Raw genomic sequence first — 19,295 nt, 5'->3', positions numbered from 1 at the left:
TACGCATTAGATCCGTACCGTTACGGATTGTTCGCTCCTGTCGGCTCCCGCCATGGTGAGGTTCCCTTCCCTTGCCTGAGAGCTAGGAGACGACGATGCGCATAAGACGGTGCATGGCCGTGGCGATCGCGGCCGTCGCTGCGTTCACCATCCCGGTCGCCGCGAGTCCGGCGACCGCCGACCAGCAGGCCGAAGACGCGCAGGTCCAGATCTACGAGGTCTTCGGTACCGGTACTTCGCAGCAGCGCACCCAGATCTCCCGGCTGGGCGTCGACGTCCTCGGTTCCGCGGGCGGTACGACCACCTTCATCGGCGAGGCGCGCGACGCGGCGAAGGTGCGCTCACTCGGCTTCCGCGTCGAGCAGCGCGGCGTCGTCGACAGGTCGGAGAAGGTCGGCACGAACGCGATCAACGACTTCCCGCCGTCGGACTCCGGCTTCCACAACTACGCCGAGGTCACCACGGAACTGCGCAACGCGCAGGCGAACTACGGGTCGATCGCGCGGCTGAGCAGCGTCGGCAACTCGTTCCAGAACCGCGCGCTGAACATGCTCAAGATCAGCGACAACGTCGCCACCGACGAGACCGAGCCCGAAGTCCTCTTCACCTGCAACCAGCACGCGCGCGAGCACCTCACCACCGAGATGTGCCTGCGGATCGTGAACCGGTTCACCCAGGGCTACGCCTCCGACCCGGCGATCAAGCGCTTCGTCGACAGTACCGAGATCTACGTGATCCCGAACGTCAACCCGGACGGTTCGGAGTACGACATCTCCGGCGGCAGCTACAAGTACTGGCGCAAGAACCGCCAGGGCAACGGCACCGACCCCAACCGCAACTGGGCCTACAACTGGGGCTGCTGCGGCGGTTCGTCGGGTTCGACGACCAGCGAGACCTACCGCGGTCCCTCGGCGTTCTCCGCCCCGGAGACCAGGGCGGTGTCCAACTTCGTGAACTCGCGCAAGATCGGCGGCGTCCAGCAGATCAAGGCGAGCATCGACTTCCACACCTATTCGGAGCTCGTCCTGTGGCCGTTCGGCTTCACGTACAACGACACCGCGCCGGGCATGACGGCGGCCGAGGCGCAGCGTTTCCAGACGCTGGGCAGGCAGCTGGCGGCGACCAACGGCTACACCCCGCAGCAGTCGAGCGACCTGTACATCACGGACGGGACGATCGACGACTGGATGTGGGGCACCCACAAGATCCTGAGCTTCACCTTCGAGATGTACCCGCGGGGTTCCAACCCCGGTTTCTACCCGCCCGACGAGGTGATCGTCCGGGAGACCACGCGTAACGACAAGGCCGTGGACCTCCTGCTGAACACCGCCATCGGCTGACGGCGCTGAGCTGAAGGGGCCCTTCACCGCATCCCATGCGGTGAAGGGCCCCTTCGTCGCATCAGATGCGGGCATGGTCCCCTTCAGCTCCCGCGCATAGGGTGCGGGACATGCCGATGTTCGAATTCGAGGGGCTGCGTCCCCAGGTGGATCCCGAAGCGTGGATCGCCCCCACCGCCACCCTGATCGGCGACGTCGTCGTCGAAAAGGGCGCCTCCGTCTGGTACGGCGCCGTGCTGCGCGCCGACTTCGGGCGGATCCTCATCCGCGAGGGCGCCAACATCCAGGACAACTCGGTCATCCACGTCAACGGCGGCGTGACCGAGGTCGGCAAGAACGTCACCGTCGGGCACCAGTGCCTCGTGCACGACTGCACGATCGGCGAGCAGGCGCTGATCGGGAACGGCTCGATCGTGCTCGACAAGGCGCAGATCGGCGCGAAGGCCCTGGTCGCGGCCGGTGCCACGGTGACGCCCGGGATGATCATCCCGCCGGAGACCGTCGCCATGGGCAGCCCGGCGAAGAAGCACGTCCCGCTCGACGGCACCGCCCGCGGCTGGGTCGAGCACAACGCGGCGATCTACCAGGAGCTGGCGCGCAGGCACTCGGAAGGCATCAAGCCGATCGATTGACTCTGTTCGTCTGTCGAGCGCTGACGGAAACCTTCCGCGGGGCACAAGGCCGTAGGTACGTCGCGCAGGTGCGAAGGGCGCCCCGCAAAAGGTTTCCGGTGTCGCGATCGAAGAACCGTGACCCGCAAACACGTGATCGTCCCGCCTTTCCGCGATCTCGACCCGGAACTCGGGATCGCGGAAAGGCTGCTGGCGCAAGGGAATCCGTGGCTCGCCGGGGCGGAACTGGTCGCGTTCGGCGGCTGGCGGCGGATCGAACGCTGCGCCGTCTGCGCGGAGGCGTTCTGCGATCGGGCGGCAGGCTGCAGCCGCCGTTGGTGTGCCGGACATCGTCCGCATGCCGACTCCCGTCCCGGTGGAGTGCACTAGGCTCCGGAGGCACCAGCGACTGGCGCATTTGAGGTGGAGCACCACCGGGAAGCGAATCGGGCCGGCACCGCGCGCCTGGGTGAAGGCCACTCCTGAGCCGGAGTACGCCATGACACACCAGCCAGAACTGTCCGCGCTCGCCGCCGCGGACCCGCAGATCGCCGGGCTCGTCGAGGACGAGGCGAAGCGCCAGCACGACAAGATCCGCTTGATCGCCTCCGAGAACTACGTCTCCCAGGCGGTGCTCGAAGCGACCGGCACCGTCCTCACCAACAAGTACTCCGAGGGCTACGCCGGCAAGCGGTACTACGAGGGCCAGCAGCTCATCGACCAGGTCGAGAACCTCGCCATCGAGCGGGCGAAGGCCGTCTTCGGCGCCGACCACGCCAACGTCCAGCCGTACTCGGGTTCCCCGGCGAACCTGGCGGTGTACCTCGCCTTCGCGAAGCCGGGCGACACCGTGCTCGGCATGGCGCTGCCGGACGGCGGTCACCTCACGCACGGCTGGAGCGTGTCCGCGACCGGCAAGTGGTTCACCCCGGTGCGCTACGGCGTCCGCAAGGAGACCGGCCGCGTCGACCTCGACCAGGTGCGTGAACTCGCGCTGCAGCACCGGCCGAAGCTGATCTTCGCGGGCGGCACCGCGATCCCGCGCACCATCGACTTCCCGGCGTTCGCGGAGATCGCCCGCGAGGTCGACGCCGTCCTGGTCGCCGACATCGCGCACATCGCCGGTCTCGTCGCCGGTGGCGCGCATCCGTCGCCGGTCGGGCACGCGCAGGTCATCACCACGACCACGCACAAGACGCTGCGTGGCCCGCGCGGCGCGATGATCCTTTCCGACGCCGACCACGCGAAGGCCGTCGACAAGGCGGTGTTCCCCGGTCTGCAGGGCGGGCCGCACAACCACACGACCGCCGCGATCGCCGTCGCGCTGGGCGAAGCGCAGAAGCCGGAGTTCCGCGACTACGCGCACGCGATCGTCGCCAACGCCCGGGCGCTGGCGGAGGCGCTGGTGGAGCGCGGGTACGACCTCGTGTCCGGCGGCACCGACAACCACCTGCTGCTGATCGACCTGACGAACAAGAACGTGCCGGGCAAGCCCGCCGCGCAGGCGCTCGACCGGGCCGGGATCGAGCTGAACTACAACACCGTGCCGTTCGACCCGCGCAAACCGTTCGACCCGTCCGGGATCCGGCTCGGCACCTCCGCGATCACCACTCGCGGGCTCCAGCCGGAGCACCAGGTCAAGGTGGCGGAGTGGATCGACCGCACGATCACCGCCGCGGCGGCCGAGGAACAGGCCGCCCTGGACACCATCGCCGCCGAGATCCGCGAGTTCCTGGCGCCGTTCCCGATCCCGGGTTACTCGGCCTAGCGAGAGCTGAAGGACGCTTTCCCCGCATAAGACGCAGCAAAGGGGCCCTTCACCGCATGACATGCGGTGAAGGGCCCCTTCAGCTCTGCTCTGCGAACTAGTGAGCGGCCGGACCGTCGACGGCTTCCTTGGCCAGCCGGTCGGTCTCACGCTCGTACGAACGCTTGATCTCGGCCTCGGCTTCGGTACGCCCGACCCAGCTCGAACCCTCGACGCTCTTGCCCGGCTCCAGGTCCTTGTACACCTCGAAGAAGTGCTGGATCTCGAGCTTGTGGAACTCGTTCAGGTGGTGGATGTCGCGCAGGTGCTCGAGGCGCGGGTCGTTCGTCGGGACGGCGAGGACCTTGTCGTCCGGGCCCTTCTCGTCGGTCATCCGGAACATGCCGATCGCGCGGCAGCGGATCAGGCAGCCCGGGAAGGTCGGCTCCTGGACGAGCACCAGCACGTCGAGCGGGTCGCCGTCCTGGCCGAGGGTGTCGTCGATGAACCCGTAGTCAGCGGGGTACTGGGTGGCGGTGAACAGGGTCCGGTCGAGCTTGATCCGACCGGTCTTGTGGTCCACCTCGTACTTGTTGCGCTCCCCCTTGGGGATTTCGATAGTGACGTCGAATTCCACGCCGGCCTCGCTGCTCTCGTCTTTGGTACGCCCCGCCTCGCGGACGGCTCACCGAAATCATCGTCTTGTCTTCACTAGTGTGGACCACGGGGGCTCGGGCGGTCGCATCGATGTGGTCGTATGTGAGCTTGGCCCCTTCCCCGGACGGTGGATGAAGGAGCGTTACGTGCCGGAAAACGATGACCCGAGGTGGCCGTCGGACGACAAGGACACCTCATCCGCCGAGCCCAAGGGCACCAAGGGGGACGGTGAAGCCACCGTCTGGCTGCCCATGTCGGGTCTGGCGAACGGCAAGACCGAAGAGCTTTCAGTGCCGAAGGTCACACCCGAAAGTGGCTCGTGGTTCTCGCCGGTCGTGGAGGTCGAGGACGAACCCGAGATTCCGGAGACGCCCACCCCGCAGTGGTCCGCGTTCGCGCCGGTGACGCCGGTCGAGCCGGAGAAGCCCGAGGCGCCCAAGACGGTCTTCGTCCAGCCCGTCCAGCCGCGGCAGACGGACGAACCGGACTGGGACCAGTTCGACCGGGGCGCCGCCACTCCGACGCGTGAACACGAGCTCGCGAGACCCGAGCCCCGTCAAGAGCCCCAGCGCCCAGAACCCCAGCGTCAAGAGCCTCCGCGCCAGGAACGCCCAGAGCCCTCGCTCCAGGAGCCGCCGCCGGAGCCGTCGCGACGGCCCGAGCAGAACCGGGTCGAGCCGCCGCGTCCCGCGGAGGTCCCGTCCGCGACCATGCACGCGCGCCCGGTCCGCATCGAGCCCGCCGAAGAGCGTTTCGACCCCGAAGCCACTGTCGGGATCCAGCAGCCCCAGCCGCCGTCCGAGGAACCTCCGGCCGCCGAGGCCGCCCCCGCGCCAAAGCCGAAGAAGCGCAAGCGCAAGGTCCTGCTGATCACGGGGCTGGTCGTCGTCCTGCTGCTCGCCGGGGTGGGCGGCGCCGCCGCGATGCCCAAGGTGTCGAACCGGCTCGGCCTGCCCTGGGCGCCGAACGCGCCGAGGGGCGACATCCCCCAGCCCGCCGGGGTCACCCGTGTCCTGCACGGGCCGGACATCAACGGCGTCGCGCCGACGAAAGCGGGTCTCACGGCCGCGCTGGCGGGGCCCGCCGGTGCCGCGGACCTCGGCACGCTCACCGGCACCGTGGTGGACGCGGCGACCGGCGACGTCCTCTGGGACAAGAACTCCGGCACCCCGCTGACCCCGGCGTCGACCACGAAGATCCTCGTCGTGGCGGCCGCGCTGCTGTCGCTGGACCACGGGACGCAGATCTCGACGAAGATCGTCCAGGGCGCCGATCCGGGCACGGTCATCCTCGTCGCGGGCGGCGATCCCTCGCTGACCTCGCTGCCCCTGGGCACGGACTCGCCGCTGTACCCGGGCGCCGCCCACGTCGACGATCTCGTCGCCCAGGTCAAGAAGGCGAGCGGCGGCAAGATCTCCAAGGTCCAGCTGGACGTCAGCCTGTTCAAGGGGCCGACGTCCGCGAAGGGCTGGGACCCGGAGGACACCATCGCCGGGAACACCTACATGGCCCCGGTCGTCCCCGTGATGGCCGACGGTGGCCGCAACGACCCGAAGAGCGACCACGCGCCCCGCATCGCCAATCCCGCGACCGCGCTGACCCAGAAGATCGCGGGGAAGCTCGAAGCCCAAGCGGGCGGCACGACGACGGCGCCGAAGGACGCGAAGGTGCTCGGCGAGGTCAAATCGCAGCCGCTGGCGGAGTTCGCGAACTCGCTGCTCCAGCTTTCGGACAACATGCTCGCCGACGTCCTCGCCCGCCAGATCGCGCTCGCCAAGGGCGCCGAGCCGTCGTTCGCCGGCGGCGCGGCCGCGACCCTGGACGTGCTCAAGCAGGCAGGCTTCGACCTGACCGGAGTCCAGATCAACGACGGCAGCGGGTTGTCCGACCAGAACAAGATCCCGGCCAAGGTGCTCAGCGAGATTCTCGCGGTCGCCGCGGCGCCGGACGGCAAGGATCCGAGGACGGCCAAACTGCGGCCGCTGCTGGCGGGCCTCCCCGTCGCGGGCGGCAGCGGGACGCTGGAGAAGCGCTACGGCGATCCGGCGTCGGCGGCCGGCCGGGGCTGGGTCCGGGGCAAGACCGGGACGCTGTCCGGGGTGAACACCCTGGCCGGCGTGGTGCTGGACACCGACGGCCGCATGCTGGTGTTCGCGCTCATGTCGTCCGGTTCGGACCAGAACAAGGGCCGGGCCGCACTCGACGTCGTCGCGGCGACCCTGCACAAATGCGGTTGTCGCTGAATCCGGTGAGCGACCGGAATCGGAGCGTGAGGAAGTCGAGGCGGAATTCGGTCTTCCAGCGGGTAGCGTCATAAGAGTGAGTGAGGAAACGCCGACCAAGACGCGTTCGATGGTCGACTGGTCCCTGGCCGCCTCGACGGGCGCGCTCCTGGTGCGCGGCGGACCGGTGGTCGACCGCGAAGTGGCCGATGAAGCCGTCGCCGATCTGCGCGAGCTGACCGGCGAGGCGGAGGGGCACGTCCGTGAGCTGACCGGGCTCGGCCTCGACCTGCCACTGCTGCCCGCCGAAGTCGTCGACAGGCCCGGCTGGGTCCGTTCGGCCGCCGCGGGGCTCGACGCGCTCACCGGCCGCGCGCTGCCGGAGGCCCAAGGCGGCCCGCTGGCGCCCGTGCTGGCCGGTGGCGCCGGTGTCCAGACCGGTCTGGTGCTCGCGTTCCTGGCGTCGCGGGTCCTCGGTCAGTACGACCCGTTCGGCGGGCCGGAACGCCGGGGCCAGCTGGTGCTCGTCGCGCCGAACGTGGTCGCCGCCCAGCGCGCGATGGACGTGCCCGGCCACGACTTCCGGCTGTGGGTCTGCCTGCACGAATGCACCCACCGGCTGCAGTTCACCGCGGTCACCTGGCTGCGCGACTACTTCGCCGACGAAGTCGAGCGCCTGATCGGCGGGCTCGCCGGCCGCGACGCGGACGGGCTGAGCGATCTGGTCGGCCGCCTGCCGGACACCATCAAGCAGATCGGCAAGGGCAAGGCGAGCGGCGCCGGTCTCGCCGAACTCCTGCAGTCGCCGGGCGAACGCGCGGTGTTCGACCGGCTGCTCGCGCTCTCCACCCTGCTGGAGGGGCACGCCGACTTCGTGATGGACGCCGTCGGGCCGCAGGTCGTGCCCAGTGTCGAGCTGATCCGGTCGCGGTTCACCGCCCGGCGCAAGGGCGGCGGCCTGATCGACCGCGTGCTGCGCGGCCTGCTCGGCGTGGACGCGAAGATGCGCCAGTACGAACAGGGCGCGAAGTTCACCAAGCACGTCGTCGGCGCCGTCGGCATGGACGGCTTCAACGCGGTGTGGACGTCGCCGAACACCTTGCCGACCAGGGCCGAGATCACCGATCCGGCGGCCTGGGTGCGGCGCCTGCACGGGTGAGCGGGCCGGATCCGGCGATCGCGGCCGTGCGGACGGCCGTGCGGGAGTTCCTCGCGTCGGCGAAGGTCACCGACGAGGTGTGCGTCGCCGTCTCCGGCGGCGCGGATTCGCTCGCGCTCGCCGAAGCGGCCGCGTTCACCGGTACCCGAGCGGGCCTGAAGGTGCGGGCGCTGGTCGTCGATCACGGGCTCCAGGACGGTTCCGCCGGGATCGCGGCGAAGGCGGCGGACACGGCCCGGAAACTGGGCGCCGACACCGCCGAGGTGCTGACGGTGAAGGTCGAGGGCCCGGGCGGACCGGAAGCGGCCGCCCGCCGGGCCCGTTACGGCGCCCTGCGCTCGGCACTTCCCGGCGGACACGGCCTCGTCCTCCTCGGCCACACCCTCGACGACCAGGCCGAAACCGTCCTGCTCGGTCTCGGCCGGGGTTCGGGACCGCGCTCGCTGGCCGGGATGAGGCCGCACGACCCGCCGTGGGGACGGCCGCTGCTCGGCGTCACCCGCGCCACCACCCGGCGGGCTTGCCGGGCGCTCGGCGTCGACCCGTGGCAGGACCCGCACAACGAGGACCCGAGGTTCACGCGTGTCCGATTACGAACGGAAGTAGTGCCCCTTCTGGAGGATGTGCTGTCCGGCGGTGTCGCGGCTTCGCTCGCCCGGACGGCGGCACAACTGCGCGAGGACACCGAGGCGTTGGACACACTCGCGGGTGAGGTCTACCTGCGCGCTTTCACCGAGGAGGGGCTCGACGTCGCGGTGCTCGCCACCGAGCCGCCAGCGCTGCGGCGGCGCGTCCTCCGCAGGTGGCTGCTGGACTCCGGGGTCCGCGAACTGACCGACGCCCATCTCCGTTCGGTCGATGCCCTGGTGGGCAATTGGCGGGGTCAGGGGGGCGTTTGGCTACCCGGCGACTTGGTGGCCACCCGGGCGCATGGCAGGCTCTCGGTCGAAGCACCCCAATCCACCACCTAGAGGGGATCGTCCTGTGTACGAAGGCGAGATCGCCTCCGTGCTCGTCACCGAGCAGCAGATCAACGACAAGATCGCCGAGCTGGCCGCGAAGGTCGCCGCGGACTACCCGGCCGACGGCCCCGGTTCGGGGCAGGGAGACCTCCTGCTCGTCGGGGTGCTCAAGGGCGCGGTGATGTTCATGACCGACTTCGCCAGGGCACTTCCTCTTCCTTCACAGCTCGAGTTCATGGCGGTCTCCTCCTACGGCTCGGCGACCTCGTCGTCCGGCGTGGTGCGGATCCTCAAGGACCTCGATCGCGACATCGCCGGCCGCGACGTGCTCATCGTCGAGGACATCGTCGACTCCGGGCTCACGCTGTCCTGGTTGCTGAAGAACCTCGCCAGCCGCAACCCGGCCTCGCTCGAGGTCGTCTCGCTCCTGCGCAAGCCGGAAGCGGTCAAGGTCGATGTACCGGTCAAGTACATCGGGTTCGACATTCCCAACGAATTCGTAGTCGGATACGGCCTCGACTACGCGGAGCGTTACCGGGACCTGCCCTACATCGGCACCCTGGATCCGCACGTTTACACGTCCTGAGAACCGCTTGCCCGCATCGGCGGAAATGCGGAACCCTGAGCACGGCGAACGCGTCATAGGCTGCGATCAAGTGCGTTAACCTATGCGAAGACCTTCGTCACGAATCAGTCGTGACCTGGCCCGGGGGAAACGGAGAGAGCTCAGATGGGGAACAGCAGCTTGGCGGACGCGAACGCGTTCAAGAACGCCGCGGCCCAGGGCCAGGTCGGGATCGACCCGGACGCGGCCCAGACCGCACTGAACAAGATCCGGACCGGCAAGGACGCCGTCGAGGCGCTGCTCCAGCGTGCCGGTGACCTCGGGCAGGCGCCGAAGCTGGGCAACAACCCGGTCGGCAACGCCATCGCCGCGAAGGTCGCGAACCGCGCCGACGGCGGCGGCGACTCGTACGCCGCCGCTCTCCAGAACCTGTACCAGCAGTACGAGGCGGCCGAGTCCGGCATCGTCACCGCGATGGCCCGCTACCACGAGATCGACCAGGCCGCGGCCGAGCCGTTCCGGAACGTCTGAGGGGGAGTCAGAAAGCCATGCCACCGAAGCACAGTGCCGACTCTTTCGGCGAGAACACCAGCAGCACCCCGGTCCAGCTCGGCGACAACTCGCAGGCCGCGGGCATCGTCTCGTCCGCTCGCGGGCGTTCGGACGGGTTCGACATCGGCGCCGACCGCGCCATCACCAACCCGCCGAACTGGGAGAGCGCCCCGACCAGCCAGGAGCTGTGGGACCAGGCCAACGTCGGCAACGACCCCAGCACCGCGACGTCGATCAGCCAGTCGTGGACCTCGCACGGCTCCAAGCTGAGCCAGGCGTCGAACGACCTCTACAACGCGATCTCCGAACTGGGCGCCGCCTGGATCGGGCAGGGCGCGGCGAGCGCGCAGGGTTCGCTGGTCGCCATCGCGAACTCGGGCTCGCAGGCCTCCGAGGCCGCGCACACGATGTCGGACAGGCTGCAGAAGCAGGCCGACGCGGCCACCAAGGTCAAGCTCATGCCGAAGCCGACCAGCTACACCCCCGAGGGTGCGCTGGGCGCGGCTCTCGCGGCTGGCCCGGTCGGCATGATCACCGACCAGAAGCCCCTCGCCGACCAGGACAAGGAAGTGCGGGCGGAGCAGGCCAGGTTCCTCGAGGCCTACACCAAGGAGATGAGCGAGGTCGACAGCTCGACCCCGAGCTTCGGCCCCGAATCCCTCGGCATGAAGCCGACCGCTTCGCACAACAGCGCTTCGTTCAGCGGTGTCGGCAACGTCGGCGGCGGTGGCCTCAACTCGGGCGCCGTCTCCGGCACCCCCGTCCTCGCCGGCACGCACGGCTACGGCGGCGTGCAGGCTGGTTCGCCCGCGGCGGCCGTCCACGGCGGTCCGGACTCGGGTGTGTTCTCGCAGGCCGGCTACAACGCCGCCACCGGGAACCTTCCGGCTTCGGGTGTCGCTCCCGGCCCTGGCGCCGGTATGGCGTCCGGCGCCGGTGCGCCGATGGCCCCGCACGCCCCGGCGAACGGCGGCAACGGTCTCGGCCAGGCGCTCACGGCGGCCGCGGTCGGCGGCGGCCTCGGTTACGCCGGTGCCAAGGCGCTCGGACAGGGCAACAAGTCCGGCGCGAAGGACACCGACAGCACCGACGCCGCGGCGACCGACAACGCGCCCGCGCAGAGCGCCGCGTCCCAGGCCGTGCCGCAGCAGGGCATCGTGTCCTCCAGCGGCACCATCGGCGGCGGTGCCACCCCGCCGATGCAGGGCATGGGCGGCGGCATGGGCATGGGCGCCCACGGCGCGCAGGCCGAGCAGGAAGAGGAGCACACGCACGCGTCGTTCCTCATCGAGCCGGACCCGGACGACGCCTTCGGTGCCAACGAGGCGACCCCGCCGCCGGTCATCGGTGCCTGGACCGAAGACGACGATCGCTAAAGCGGTTCTCACCGGGCGCGCGGCCTCATCGGCCGCGCGCCCGCTGACTTGTTTGGGGGCTGATGATGGCGAACGGTGAGCTGCTCACCACGGTCGAGCTGGACTTCCTGTGGGAGACCGCGAACGCCGGAGAGCTGCCGTACCCGCTGCGGCTCCGCTCGCACGGGGCGACCGTGGACGAGCGCGCCGCCCTGCGGGCGCAGACGTTCCAGTCACTGAGCCAGCGCCGTCTCGCCGACGACCGGGGGCGCCCCGAACCCCACATCGAGGACTTCTTCGGTGTCCTCGCGAGGCCGGATCTGAGCCTGGACTGCGTCCAGCTCAACAATCCCAACACCGAACCGCTGCTCGCGGTCGCGTCACTGCTCGGCGGGCAAGGCCTCCTGACGGTGCAGGACCCGCGCGGTTTCCACTTCCACCCCATCGCCCCGGACGGCCTCGCGAGCGCGATCGTCTCCCTCCTGCCGCCGGGTTCGCGCGGCACGGAGAAGTCGATCACCCTCCCGCTGGACGGGCTCGTCGGCGCTTCGGGGGCGGACTTCCTCCAGCGTCGCCAGCCGCAGGTCGACGGTACGGCGACGTCCGACGAGGACCGCAAGGCACTCTCTCGGCTCCAGGCGCAGCCGCGGCTGCGCGGGGGCCAGTTCGGCGCCAACGCGCGCAGCAAGCACGGCACGCGGAGCCGGTCTTCGGTGCTGAGCTGGTTCGACACGCAGTCGGGCCGTTACTTCACCCAGGCCACCCGCGGTTCCGACGGTCGCGACTGGATCACCATCGCGCCCGCGGATCCGGCGACGCTGCGCCACCGGCTCACGGAGATGCTGGGGAAGATCGCGGCCGACGCCTCTCCCGCCCGCTGAGCCCTTCCGCCCGTGCAATGAAGGGGACTTTCCTTGCGAAATTTGCGAGGAAAGTCCCCTTCATTGCGTTCTCGCCGGACCACTATCCGCATCCGGCCGACGACTGTCGTACCCCTTCGCTATCGTGAACCCCCTGGGCGTCCCGAGGCCCAGGAGCCAAGGTGCCGGGAGGGCACGGAGCAATGCATCAGGAACACTTCACGCCGCTGGCGTTCGACTTCCTCTGGGAGTCCGCCGAACTCGGCGACCTGCCTTATCCGCTGCGCGTGCGTTCGCACGGCGCGACCGAGGCCGAGCGCCGGGCGCTGCGCAGCCGTGCCGAAGTCGAGCTCCAGGCCCGCGGCCTCCGCGACAACAGGGGAAGGCTCGAGTCGAAGATCGAGGACTGGCTGTACCTCCTCGCCCGCGGCTCGCTGACCATCGACGCGCTGCACATCCCCGAGTTCCAGGCCCCGACGATCGCCGTCCTCGGCGCCACCGACGGTCGCGACGGAGTGCTCGCGATCCAGGACCAGTCCGGGATCTGGCTGCGCGAGGCGCCCGCGGACGGGCTCCCGACAGCGGTCGTCGACGTGCTGCCGCCGGGTCAGCGCGGCTCCGAGGCGTCCGTCACGCTGCCGATCGACGACGCCCGCCGCACCCAGCCGATCCGCGCCGCCGTCAACCCGACGAAGCAGGCCGAAGAGACCGAAGCCGCCAAGAACCGTCGTAAGGACAAGTCCCGCGTCTCACTCAGTGAACGCGTCACCGCGGACCCGCGCGAGGCGTTCGGCAAGCTCACCGGCCAGCCCCGGCTGCGCGGCGGTCAGCTCGCAGCGAACAGCCGGTCCCAGGTCGGCGCCAAACAGCGGTCCCGCGTCCTCGGCTGGTTCGACACCGTCAGCGGGCGCTACCTCAGCACGTCACAGGCCGGACCGGACGGCCGCGAATGGGTCACCGTCTCGCCCGCCGACGTCAAGACACTCCGCACGCGACTCGGTGAAATGGCCGCCGGTGTGGCGGTCGACACACGCTAGGGTGACTGGCGCGTTCACGCTCCGGGAACCCTCACGAGGCGTCCGCCGTTTACGTCCGAGAGGCTCACCACCCTCGTCCGTCCAGGCGGGCGGTATCCTGAGGGGCGGGTGTCGGAGCACCATGGGTCGTCAAGATCGTGATGGCGGGTATCACAGGAGCCGCCCAACCAGGAAGGGTCGAGGCCACCAGGGCCGAGTCGTATGAACCGGAAGAGCGTGCTCAAGAACCCAGTGCTCTGGATTCTCGCGGCGGTACTGGCGTTTCTCGCCTACAACACGATCTTCGACAGTGATCGTGGCTACACCCAGGTGCCGATCTCGATCGCGAATCAGCAGATCACCGCGAACAACGTCAAGGAAGCCTCGCAAGAGGACAAGGAGCAGCAGATCAAGCTGCTGCTGACCAAGAAGATCGAGGTCGAAGGCCAGCAGGTCGACCAGATCATCGCGCAGTACCCGGCGAACGTCGCGGGCAACATCTACGGCCAGCTCATCGGCCTCAAGAACGGCGACAACCCGGTCAAGTTCACCACCAAGGTCACCCAGCAGAACGTCCTCACCCAGATCCTGATCTTCGCCATTCCGCTGGCGCTGGTGCTGGGCCTGCTGATGTGGATGATGAACAACGCGCAGGGCGGCGGGAACCGCGTCCTCAACTTCGGCAAGTCGAAGGCCAAACAGCTCAACAAGGACATGCCCAAGACGACCTTCGGGGACGTCGCGGGCGCAGACGAGGCCGTCGAAGAGCTGTACGAGATCAAGGACTTCCTGCAGAACCCGGCGCGCTACCAGGCACTCGGCGCGAAGATCCCCAAGGGCGTGCTGCTCTACGGGCCGCCCGGTACCGGTAAGACGCTGCTCGCGCGAGCCGTCGCCGGCGAGGCGGGCGTGCCGTTCTACACGATCTCCGGTTCCGACTTCGTCGAGATGTTCGTCGGTGTCGGCGCCTCGCGGGTCCGTGACCTGTTCGAGCAGGCCAAGCAGAACGCGCCCTGCATCATCTTCGTCGACGAGATCGACGCGGTCGGCCGCCAGCGTGGCGCCGGCCTCGGCGGCGGTCACGACGAACGTGAGCAGACGCTGAACCAGCTCCTCGTCGAGATGGACGGCTTCGACGCGCGCGGCGGCATCATCCTGATCGCCGCCACCAACCGGCCCGACATCCTCGACCCGGCGCTCCTGCGTCCCGGCCGCTTCGACCGCCAGATCCCGGTGTCCGCACCGGATATGCGCGGTCGCCGGGCGATCCTCGAGGTGCACGCCAAGGGCAAGCCGATCGCGCAGGGCACCGACCTGAGCGGCCTCGCCAAGCGGACCGTCGGCATGTCCGGCGCCGACCTGGCGAACGTGCTCAACGAGGCCGCGCTGCTCACCGCCCGCCAGAACGGGCACGTGATCACCGACGAGGCACTGGAGGAGTCGGTCGACCGCGTCGTCGGCGGCCCCGCCCGCAAGAGCCGGATCATCTCCGAGAAGGAGAAGAAGATCACGGCCTACCACGAGGGCGGGCACGCGCTCGCCGCGTGGGCGATGCCGGACATCGAGCCGGTCTACAAGCTGACGATCCTGCCGCGCGGGCGCACCGGCGGTCACGCCCTGCTCGTCCCGGAGGACGACAAGGAGTTGATGACCCGTTCGGAGATGATCGGGCGCCTGGTCTTCGCGATGGGCGGCCGGACGGCGGAGGAGCTCGTCTTCCACGAGCCCACCACCGGTGCCTCCTCCGACATCGAGCAGGCGACCAAGATCGCCCGCGCGATGGTCACCGAATACGGCATGAGCGCCCGGCTCGGCGCCGTCAAGTACGGCCAGGAGCAGGGCGACCCGTTCCTCGGCCGCTCGGCGGGCCGCCAGGCGGACTACTCGCTCGAGGTCGCGCACGAGATCGACGAGGAGGTGCGCAAGCTCATCGAGACCGCGCACACCGAGGCGTGGCACGTGCTGAGCACCTACCGCGACGTGCTGGACGAGCTGGTCATCGAACTCCTCGAGAAGGAGACGCTGACCCGCAAGGATCTCGAGCGGATCTTCGCGACCGTCGAGAAGCGCCCGCACATCACCATCTTCAACGAGTTCGGCGAGCGGAAGCCGTCGGACAAGCCGCCGATCAAGACCCCCGGCGAGCTGGCGATGGAGCGCGGCGAGCCGTGGCCCCCGCCGGAGGAGAAGAAGGAGCAGCCGGTGCTGCAGCCGGCGCCGACCCCGGTCGGCACCGCGCAGGGTGGCGGCGACCTTCCCGGTGGCCCGCCGTACGCGGCCCCGGTCCCGCCGCCGGACCCGAACGCCAACCCCTACGCTCCGCCGCAGCCGGGCGCCTACCCCAACGGTGGCCGCCCGAACGGTGGGCCGAACGGCACCGGCCACTGGCCCCAGGCATATGGTGGGCAGCAGCCGGGCGGTCCGGCAGGCGGTTATCAGGGTGGGCCCGTTGGCGGTCCGCCGAACTACGGGGCTCCTCCCGGATGGACCCCGGCGACTCAGCCGGGCGGACAACCGAACCAGCCCTGGCGTCCCGCCGAAGACCGTCCGCGCGACACCTGGTTCGGCGGCGAGCCGGGCCAGCCTGGCGGTCAGCAGGACGAAGGACAGCAACGGCGTGACGACGGACAGGACGACACCAAGCGTTAACGGCGAAAGCCCGGTCTTCGACCAAGAGCGGGCCGAGAAAGCCGTACGCGAACTCCTGCTCGCCTGTGGTGAGGACCCGGACCGGGACGGTCTCTTGGAGACCCCGGCCCGGGTCGCTCGCGCTTACCGGGAAATGTTCGCCGGGCTCTACACCGAGCCGGACCACGTGCTGGACCGCACGTTCGACGAGGCGCACGAAGAACTCGTCCTGGTGACGGACATCCCGATGTTCTCGACCTGCGTGCCCAGCAAGCAGACGGTGAACGCTGTCGGTGGCCGTAAGCAGGCTGCCGAGGTCGAAGTCGGCGACAAGCTGTGGACTCTCGCAGGCGGCCAGGTCGAAGAGACCACGGTGACCGAGATCAGTTCGCACCAGACTCGCGAGCTGGTGGAGGTCAAGACCTCGGGCGGAAGCTTCAAGGTCACACCCGACCATCCTTTGGCGACGCCGAAGGGATGGATGGAAGCCAAGGACGTCGAAGGCTCGTTCATCGAGTGGACTCACGCGCGCAAGCTCAGCCGGGATCGGTGGAAGCCGGTGTTCGGGTACGACTTCGGCTATGTGATCGGCACCGTCTGTTCGGATGGGACTGTCGCTGAGCGGTATGTCTCGCTGGTGGTGAACGACCGCGACTTCGCGAAGAAGTACGCCGAGTCGCTCTACCGTGCCTTCGGAATCGAGGCGAAGCTCGAACCGGTCACACGGCCGTCGGGCTACCTGGGACGTGACGTGCCGGGATTCCGGGTGCGCGTCGTCTCGTCGTTCCTGGCGGACCTGATGCGCCAGTATGTCGGCGGCGACGCTCACCACCAGCGCCAGCGCTTCCCGATGGTCGTGCTCAACGACTTGAGCACGTTCAACGGATTTCTCGACGGGTACGTGGACGGGGACGGTTTCCGGTACAAGAAGATCGCCGGCCGTACCGTCGTCAGCGCGAATATCCCTTTCTTGGAAGATCTGGCCACGGTCATCGGGGCTCGTTTCACCCCCCGGAGCGGCGGGATCGCCTCCCACCTCTATATCGCCGACAGCTGGTTCCGGCGACATGGCTTCCCTCAAGACGACTACACAACCGACCTGATCGAGTCGGAGTACGTCGAGGTCGAGTCCGTCCGGCCGGTGAAGGCGACGGGAACCAAGCCCTACACGGTGTACAGCTTCAAATGCGAGCCGCACCCGACCTTCCTGATCGCCGGGCACCTGACGCACAACTGTGAGCACCACCTGGTCCCCTTCCACGGTGTCGCCCACGTCGGCTACATCCCGAACGGCCACGGCAAGGTCACCGGTCTGTCCAAACTGGCCAGGCTCGTCGACCTCTACGCCAAGCGCCCGCAGGTCCAGGAGCGTCTCACCTCGCAGGTGGCCGACGCGCTCATGCGCAAACTCGCCCCCCGCGGCGCGATCGTCGTGGTCGAGGCCGAGCATCTCTGCATGGCCATGCGCGGGATCCGCAAGCCCGGCGCCCGGACGACGACGTCGGCCGTGCGCGGTCTGCTGAAGTCTTCGGCGTCCTCGCGGGCGGAGGCGCTGGACCTCATCAAGGGCCGTCGATGACCGCCCTGCCCCGGCCCGGCCGCTGCGCGGTGATGGGCATCCTCAACGTCACCCCCGATTCCTTCTCCGACGGCGGCCGCTACCTCGGGGTCGAGCAGGCGCTGGAGCACGCGCACGAGATGTGGGCGCGCGGCGCGGACCTGATCGACGTCGGCGGCGAGTCGACCAGGCCCGGGGCGTCCCGAGTGGACGCCGAAACCGAGATTTCCCGGATCATGCCGGTGATCCGCACCCTCGCGGCCGACGGTGTCGCGATGTCCGTGGACACCACGCGGGCCGAGGTCGCCCTCGCCGCCGTCGACGCGGGCGCGTCGGTCATCAACGACGTCTCCGGTGGGCTGGCCGATCCGAACATGGCGAAGGTCGCCGCGGAGACCGGGGTCCCGTGGGTGCTGATGCACTGGCGCGGGCACAGCAAGGACATGAACGCGCTGGCGTCCTATGCGGACGTCGTCGCGGACGTGCGCGCCGAACTGCTGTCCCGAGTGGACGAAGCGGTCGCCGCGGGGGTCGACCAGAGTGCGATCGTGCTCGATCCGGGGCTCGGTTTCGCGAAGGACGCCGAACACGACTGGGCGCTGCTGAACGGCCTGGATTCCTTCCTGTCACTGGGTTTCCCGGTGCTCGTCGGCGCCTCGCGCAAACGGTTCCTCGGGCGCCTTTTGTCCGGAAAGGACGGAAAGCCCGCTCCGCCGGACGGCCGGGAGAACGCGACCGCGGCCGTGTCCGCGCTCGCCGCGGCGGCGGGCGCCTGGGGTGTGCGGGTGCACGAGGTCGGCGCGAGTATCGACGCCGTGACCGTCGCGGCGGCTTGGCGGAAGGGGAGTCCCGTTGTCTGACCGGATCACGTTGACCGGCTTGAGGGTCTTCGGCAGGCACGGGGTCTTCGACCACGAGAAGCGCGACGGGCAGGAGTTCGTCGTCGACATCGTGGTGTGGCTGGACCTCGGACCGGCCGCCGCGTCCGACGACCTGACCAAGACGCTGCACTACGGCGAACTGGCCGAACTCGCCGCCGGGATTGTGGCGGGCGAGCCGTACGACCTCATCGAGAGTGTCGCCGGGAAGATCGCCGACGAGGTCCTGCGCGACGAGCGGCTGACCGCCGTCGAGGTGACCGTGCACAAGCCGTCGGCGCCGATCCCGCTGAACTTCGGCGACGTCGCCGTGAGTGTGCGGCGGGAGCGATGAGCCGCGCGCTGCTTTCGCTCGGTTCGAATCTGGGGGACCGGCTCGCGTTCCTTCAGTCGGCCGTGGACGCGGTGCGGCCCGCGGTGGTCGCGGTTTCGTCGGTGTACGAGACGAAGGCGTGGGGTGTCGAGGACCAGCCGGACTTCCTCAACGCCCTCGTCCTGGTCGACGACCCGGCTCGCGACCACTGGGACTGGCTGCGCGCCGGGCAGGCGGCCGAGCGGGAGGCCGAGCGCGTGCGTGAGGTCCGCTGGGGGCCGCGCACGCTGGACGTCGACATCGTGACCGTGGACGGGGTGCGCTCCGACGACCCCCAGTTGCTGCTTCCTCATCCCGGCACGCCGGAGCGCGCGAGCGTGCTGATCCCCTGGCTGGAGATCGAGCCCGACGCGGTGCTCCCCGGCCACGGTCCCGTCGCGGCCCTCCTCGCCGCCCGCCCCGCCTCCGACGTCGACTCGGTGCGCCGGACCCCGCTCACGCTCGCCGTCGCCTGACCCCGGAGTAGGGCGTTTGGTCACGTGGGTCGTGAGTGGCGATTCGGGTTAGAACCCGAATCGCCACACACGACCACCCCCCCCCCCCCCCCCCCCCCCCCCCCCCGCTCGGGTCCGGTTGGGTCCGGGGCGGGGGCTGAAGGGGCCTTTCCCCGCATGCGATGTGGCGAAAGCGCCCTTCACCGCGTCCTATGCGGCGAAGGCTCCCATCGCTTCTCTCGGGTCTGCCGCAAGCTGCCCCCAATGCCACATTGGGGACGTTGAGCGTCTCCAATGCCACATTGGGGGCACATCCGAAGCCTCCGAACCCGAAGCCGCTTCACTTACCCACAGCAGTTGTCCACAACCACCCCTACC

17 protein-coding genes and 2 pseudogenes are annotated in these 19,295 nt (G+C 69.4%); 18 read left to right on the top strand and 1 reads right to left on the bottom strand.

From position 1 onward, the window contains the following. Positions 1-113 precede the first annotated feature (113 nt). The 4 genes from ACLJRM_RS10865 (at position 114) to glyA (ending at position 3,719) form a co-directional block, all read left to right on the top strand. Positions 114-1,340 carry a M14 family metallopeptidase gene (locus tag ACLJRM_RS10865; protein WP_410663176.1) on the top strand — a complete coding sequence of 409 codons (1,227 nt, stop codon included), beginning with the start codon at positions 114-116 and terminating at the stop codon, positions 1,338-1,340. Positions 1,341-1,450: 110 nt separating this feature from the next. Then, complete coding sequence (locus tag ACLJRM_RS10860; protein ID WP_410662940.1) at positions 1,451-1,972, top strand: gamma carbonic anhydrase family protein; 522 nt, start codon at positions 1,451-1,453, stop codon at positions 1,970-1,972. Between the two features lie 117 nt (positions 1,973-2,089). Further along, positions 2,090-2,341 (top strand): hypothetical protein, encoded by a 252-nt coding sequence (locus ACLJRM_RS10855; RefSeq protein WP_410662939.1) that lies wholly within the window; start codon positions 2,090-2,092, stop codon positions 2,339-2,341. A 109-nt stretch (positions 2,342-2,450) separates the two neighbouring features. Next, positions 2,451-3,719, top strand: coding sequence for a serine hydroxymethyltransferase (glyA, locus tag ACLJRM_RS10850; protein WP_101611082.1), 1,269 nt, complete (start codon positions 2,451-2,453; stop codon positions 3,717-3,719). 97 nt (positions 3,720-3,816) lie between these two features. Here the strand turns inward: glyA and ACLJRM_RS10845 are convergent, their stop codons facing one another. Continuing rightward, a complete protein-coding gene (locus tag ACLJRM_RS10845; RefSeq protein WP_101611081.1) occupies positions 3,817-4,335 on the bottom strand; it encodes an inorganic diphosphatase in 519 nt (172 codons plus the stop codon). A gap of 151 nt (positions 4,336-4,486) precedes the next feature. Between ACLJRM_RS10845 and dacB the strand changes: the two genes are divergently transcribed. From dacB to folK, 14 genes and pseudogenes are all read left to right on the top strand, one after another. Beyond that, complete coding sequence (dacB, locus tag ACLJRM_RS10840) at positions 4,487-6,598, top strand: D-alanyl-D-alanine carboxypeptidase/D-alanyl-D-alanine-endopeptidase (RefSeq protein WP_410662938.1); 2,112 nt, start codon at positions 4,487-4,489, stop codon at positions 6,596-6,598. A gap of 109 nt (positions 6,599-6,707) precedes the next feature. After that, on the top strand, positions 6,708-7,736 hold the full coding sequence (locus tag ACLJRM_RS10835; RefSeq protein ID WP_101613567.1) for a zinc-dependent metalloprotease: 1,029 nt from the start codon (positions 6,708-6,710) through the stop codon (positions 7,734-7,736). After that, positions 7,733-8,707 (top strand): tRNA lysidine(34) synthetase TilS, encoded by a 975-nt coding sequence (tilS, locus tag ACLJRM_RS10830; protein WP_101611079.1) that lies wholly within the window; start codon positions 7,733-7,735, stop codon positions 8,705-8,707. Before ACLJRM_RS10835 ends, tilS begins: the two co-directional genes overlap by 4 nt. 13 nt (positions 8,708-8,720) lie before the next feature. Next, positions 8,721-9,284, top strand: a complete 564-nt coding sequence (gene hpt / locus ACLJRM_RS10825; protein WP_093933323.1) for a hypoxanthine phosphoribosyltransferase — start codon at positions 8,721-8,723, stop codon at positions 9,282-9,284. A 144-nt stretch (positions 9,285-9,428) separates the two neighbouring features. Beyond that, positions 9,429-9,794, top strand: a complete 366-nt coding sequence (locus ACLJRM_RS10820; RefSeq protein ID WP_101611078.1) for a hypothetical protein — start codon at positions 9,429-9,431, stop codon at positions 9,792-9,794. Between the two features lie 17 nt (positions 9,795-9,811). Further along, on the top strand, positions 9,812-11,191 hold the full coding sequence (locus ACLJRM_RS10815) for a WXG100 family type VII secretion target (protein ID WP_101611077.1): 1,380 nt from the start codon (positions 9,812-9,814) through the stop codon (positions 11,189-11,191). 65 nt (positions 11,192-11,256) lie between these two features. After that, positions 11,257-12,051, top strand: coding sequence for an ESX secretion-associated protein EspG (locus tag ACLJRM_RS10810; protein ID WP_101613566.1), 795 nt, complete (start codon positions 11,257-11,259; stop codon positions 12,049-12,051). Positions 12,052-12,233: 182 nt separating this feature from the next. After that, positions 12,234-13,067 carry an ESX secretion-associated protein EspG gene (locus ACLJRM_RS10805; protein WP_101611076.1) on the top strand — a complete coding sequence of 278 codons (834 nt, stop codon included), beginning with the start codon at positions 12,234-12,236 and terminating at the stop codon, positions 13,065-13,067. A 201-nt stretch (positions 13,068-13,268) separates the two neighbouring features. Next, positions 13,269-15,695, top strand: coding sequence for an ATP-dependent zinc metalloprotease FtsH (gene ftsH / locus ACLJRM_RS10800; RefSeq protein WP_101611075.1), 2,427 nt, complete (start codon positions 13,269-13,271; stop codon positions 15,693-15,695). Beyond that, positions 15,664-15,936 (top strand): annotated as a pseudogene (locus ACLJRM_RS10795) (GTP cyclohydrolase I); the annotation flags it as partial. The gene ftsH and the pseudogene ACLJRM_RS10795, both read left to right, overlap by 32 nt. Positions 15,937-16,908: 972 nt before the next feature. Then, positions 16,909-17,253, top strand: a pseudogene (gene folE, locus ACLJRM_RS10790) (GTP cyclohydrolase I); the annotation flags it as partial. Next, entirely contained in the window at positions 17,250-18,092 is an 843-nt protein-coding gene (folP, locus tag ACLJRM_RS10785; protein ID WP_168214426.1) for a dihydropteroate synthase, read from the top strand. The pseudogene folE and the gene folP, both read left to right, overlap by 4 nt. Then, a complete protein-coding gene (gene folB / locus ACLJRM_RS10780; RefSeq protein ID WP_410662937.1) occupies positions 18,085-18,444 on the top strand; it encodes a dihydroneopterin aldolase in 360 nt (119 codons plus the stop codon). Before folP ends, folB begins: the two co-directional genes overlap by 8 nt. Beyond that, positions 18,441-18,938, top strand: coding sequence for a 2-amino-4-hydroxy-6-hydroxymethyldihydropteridine diphosphokinase (folK, locus tag ACLJRM_RS10775; protein ID WP_410662936.1), 498 nt, complete (start codon positions 18,441-18,443; stop codon positions 18,936-18,938). The genes folB and folK overlap by 4 nt, the downstream gene beginning before the upstream one ends. Positions 18,939-19,295: the final 357 nt, after the last annotated feature.

It is taken from the genome of Amycolatopsis sp. lyj-84 (assembly GCF_046549075.1).
Lineage (GTDB): Bacteria > Actinomycetota > Actinomycetes > Mycobacteriales > Pseudonocardiaceae > Amycolatopsis.
Note: the sequence above shows the minus strand (reverse complement) of the source record. Positions and strands in the feature narration are given on the sequence as shown.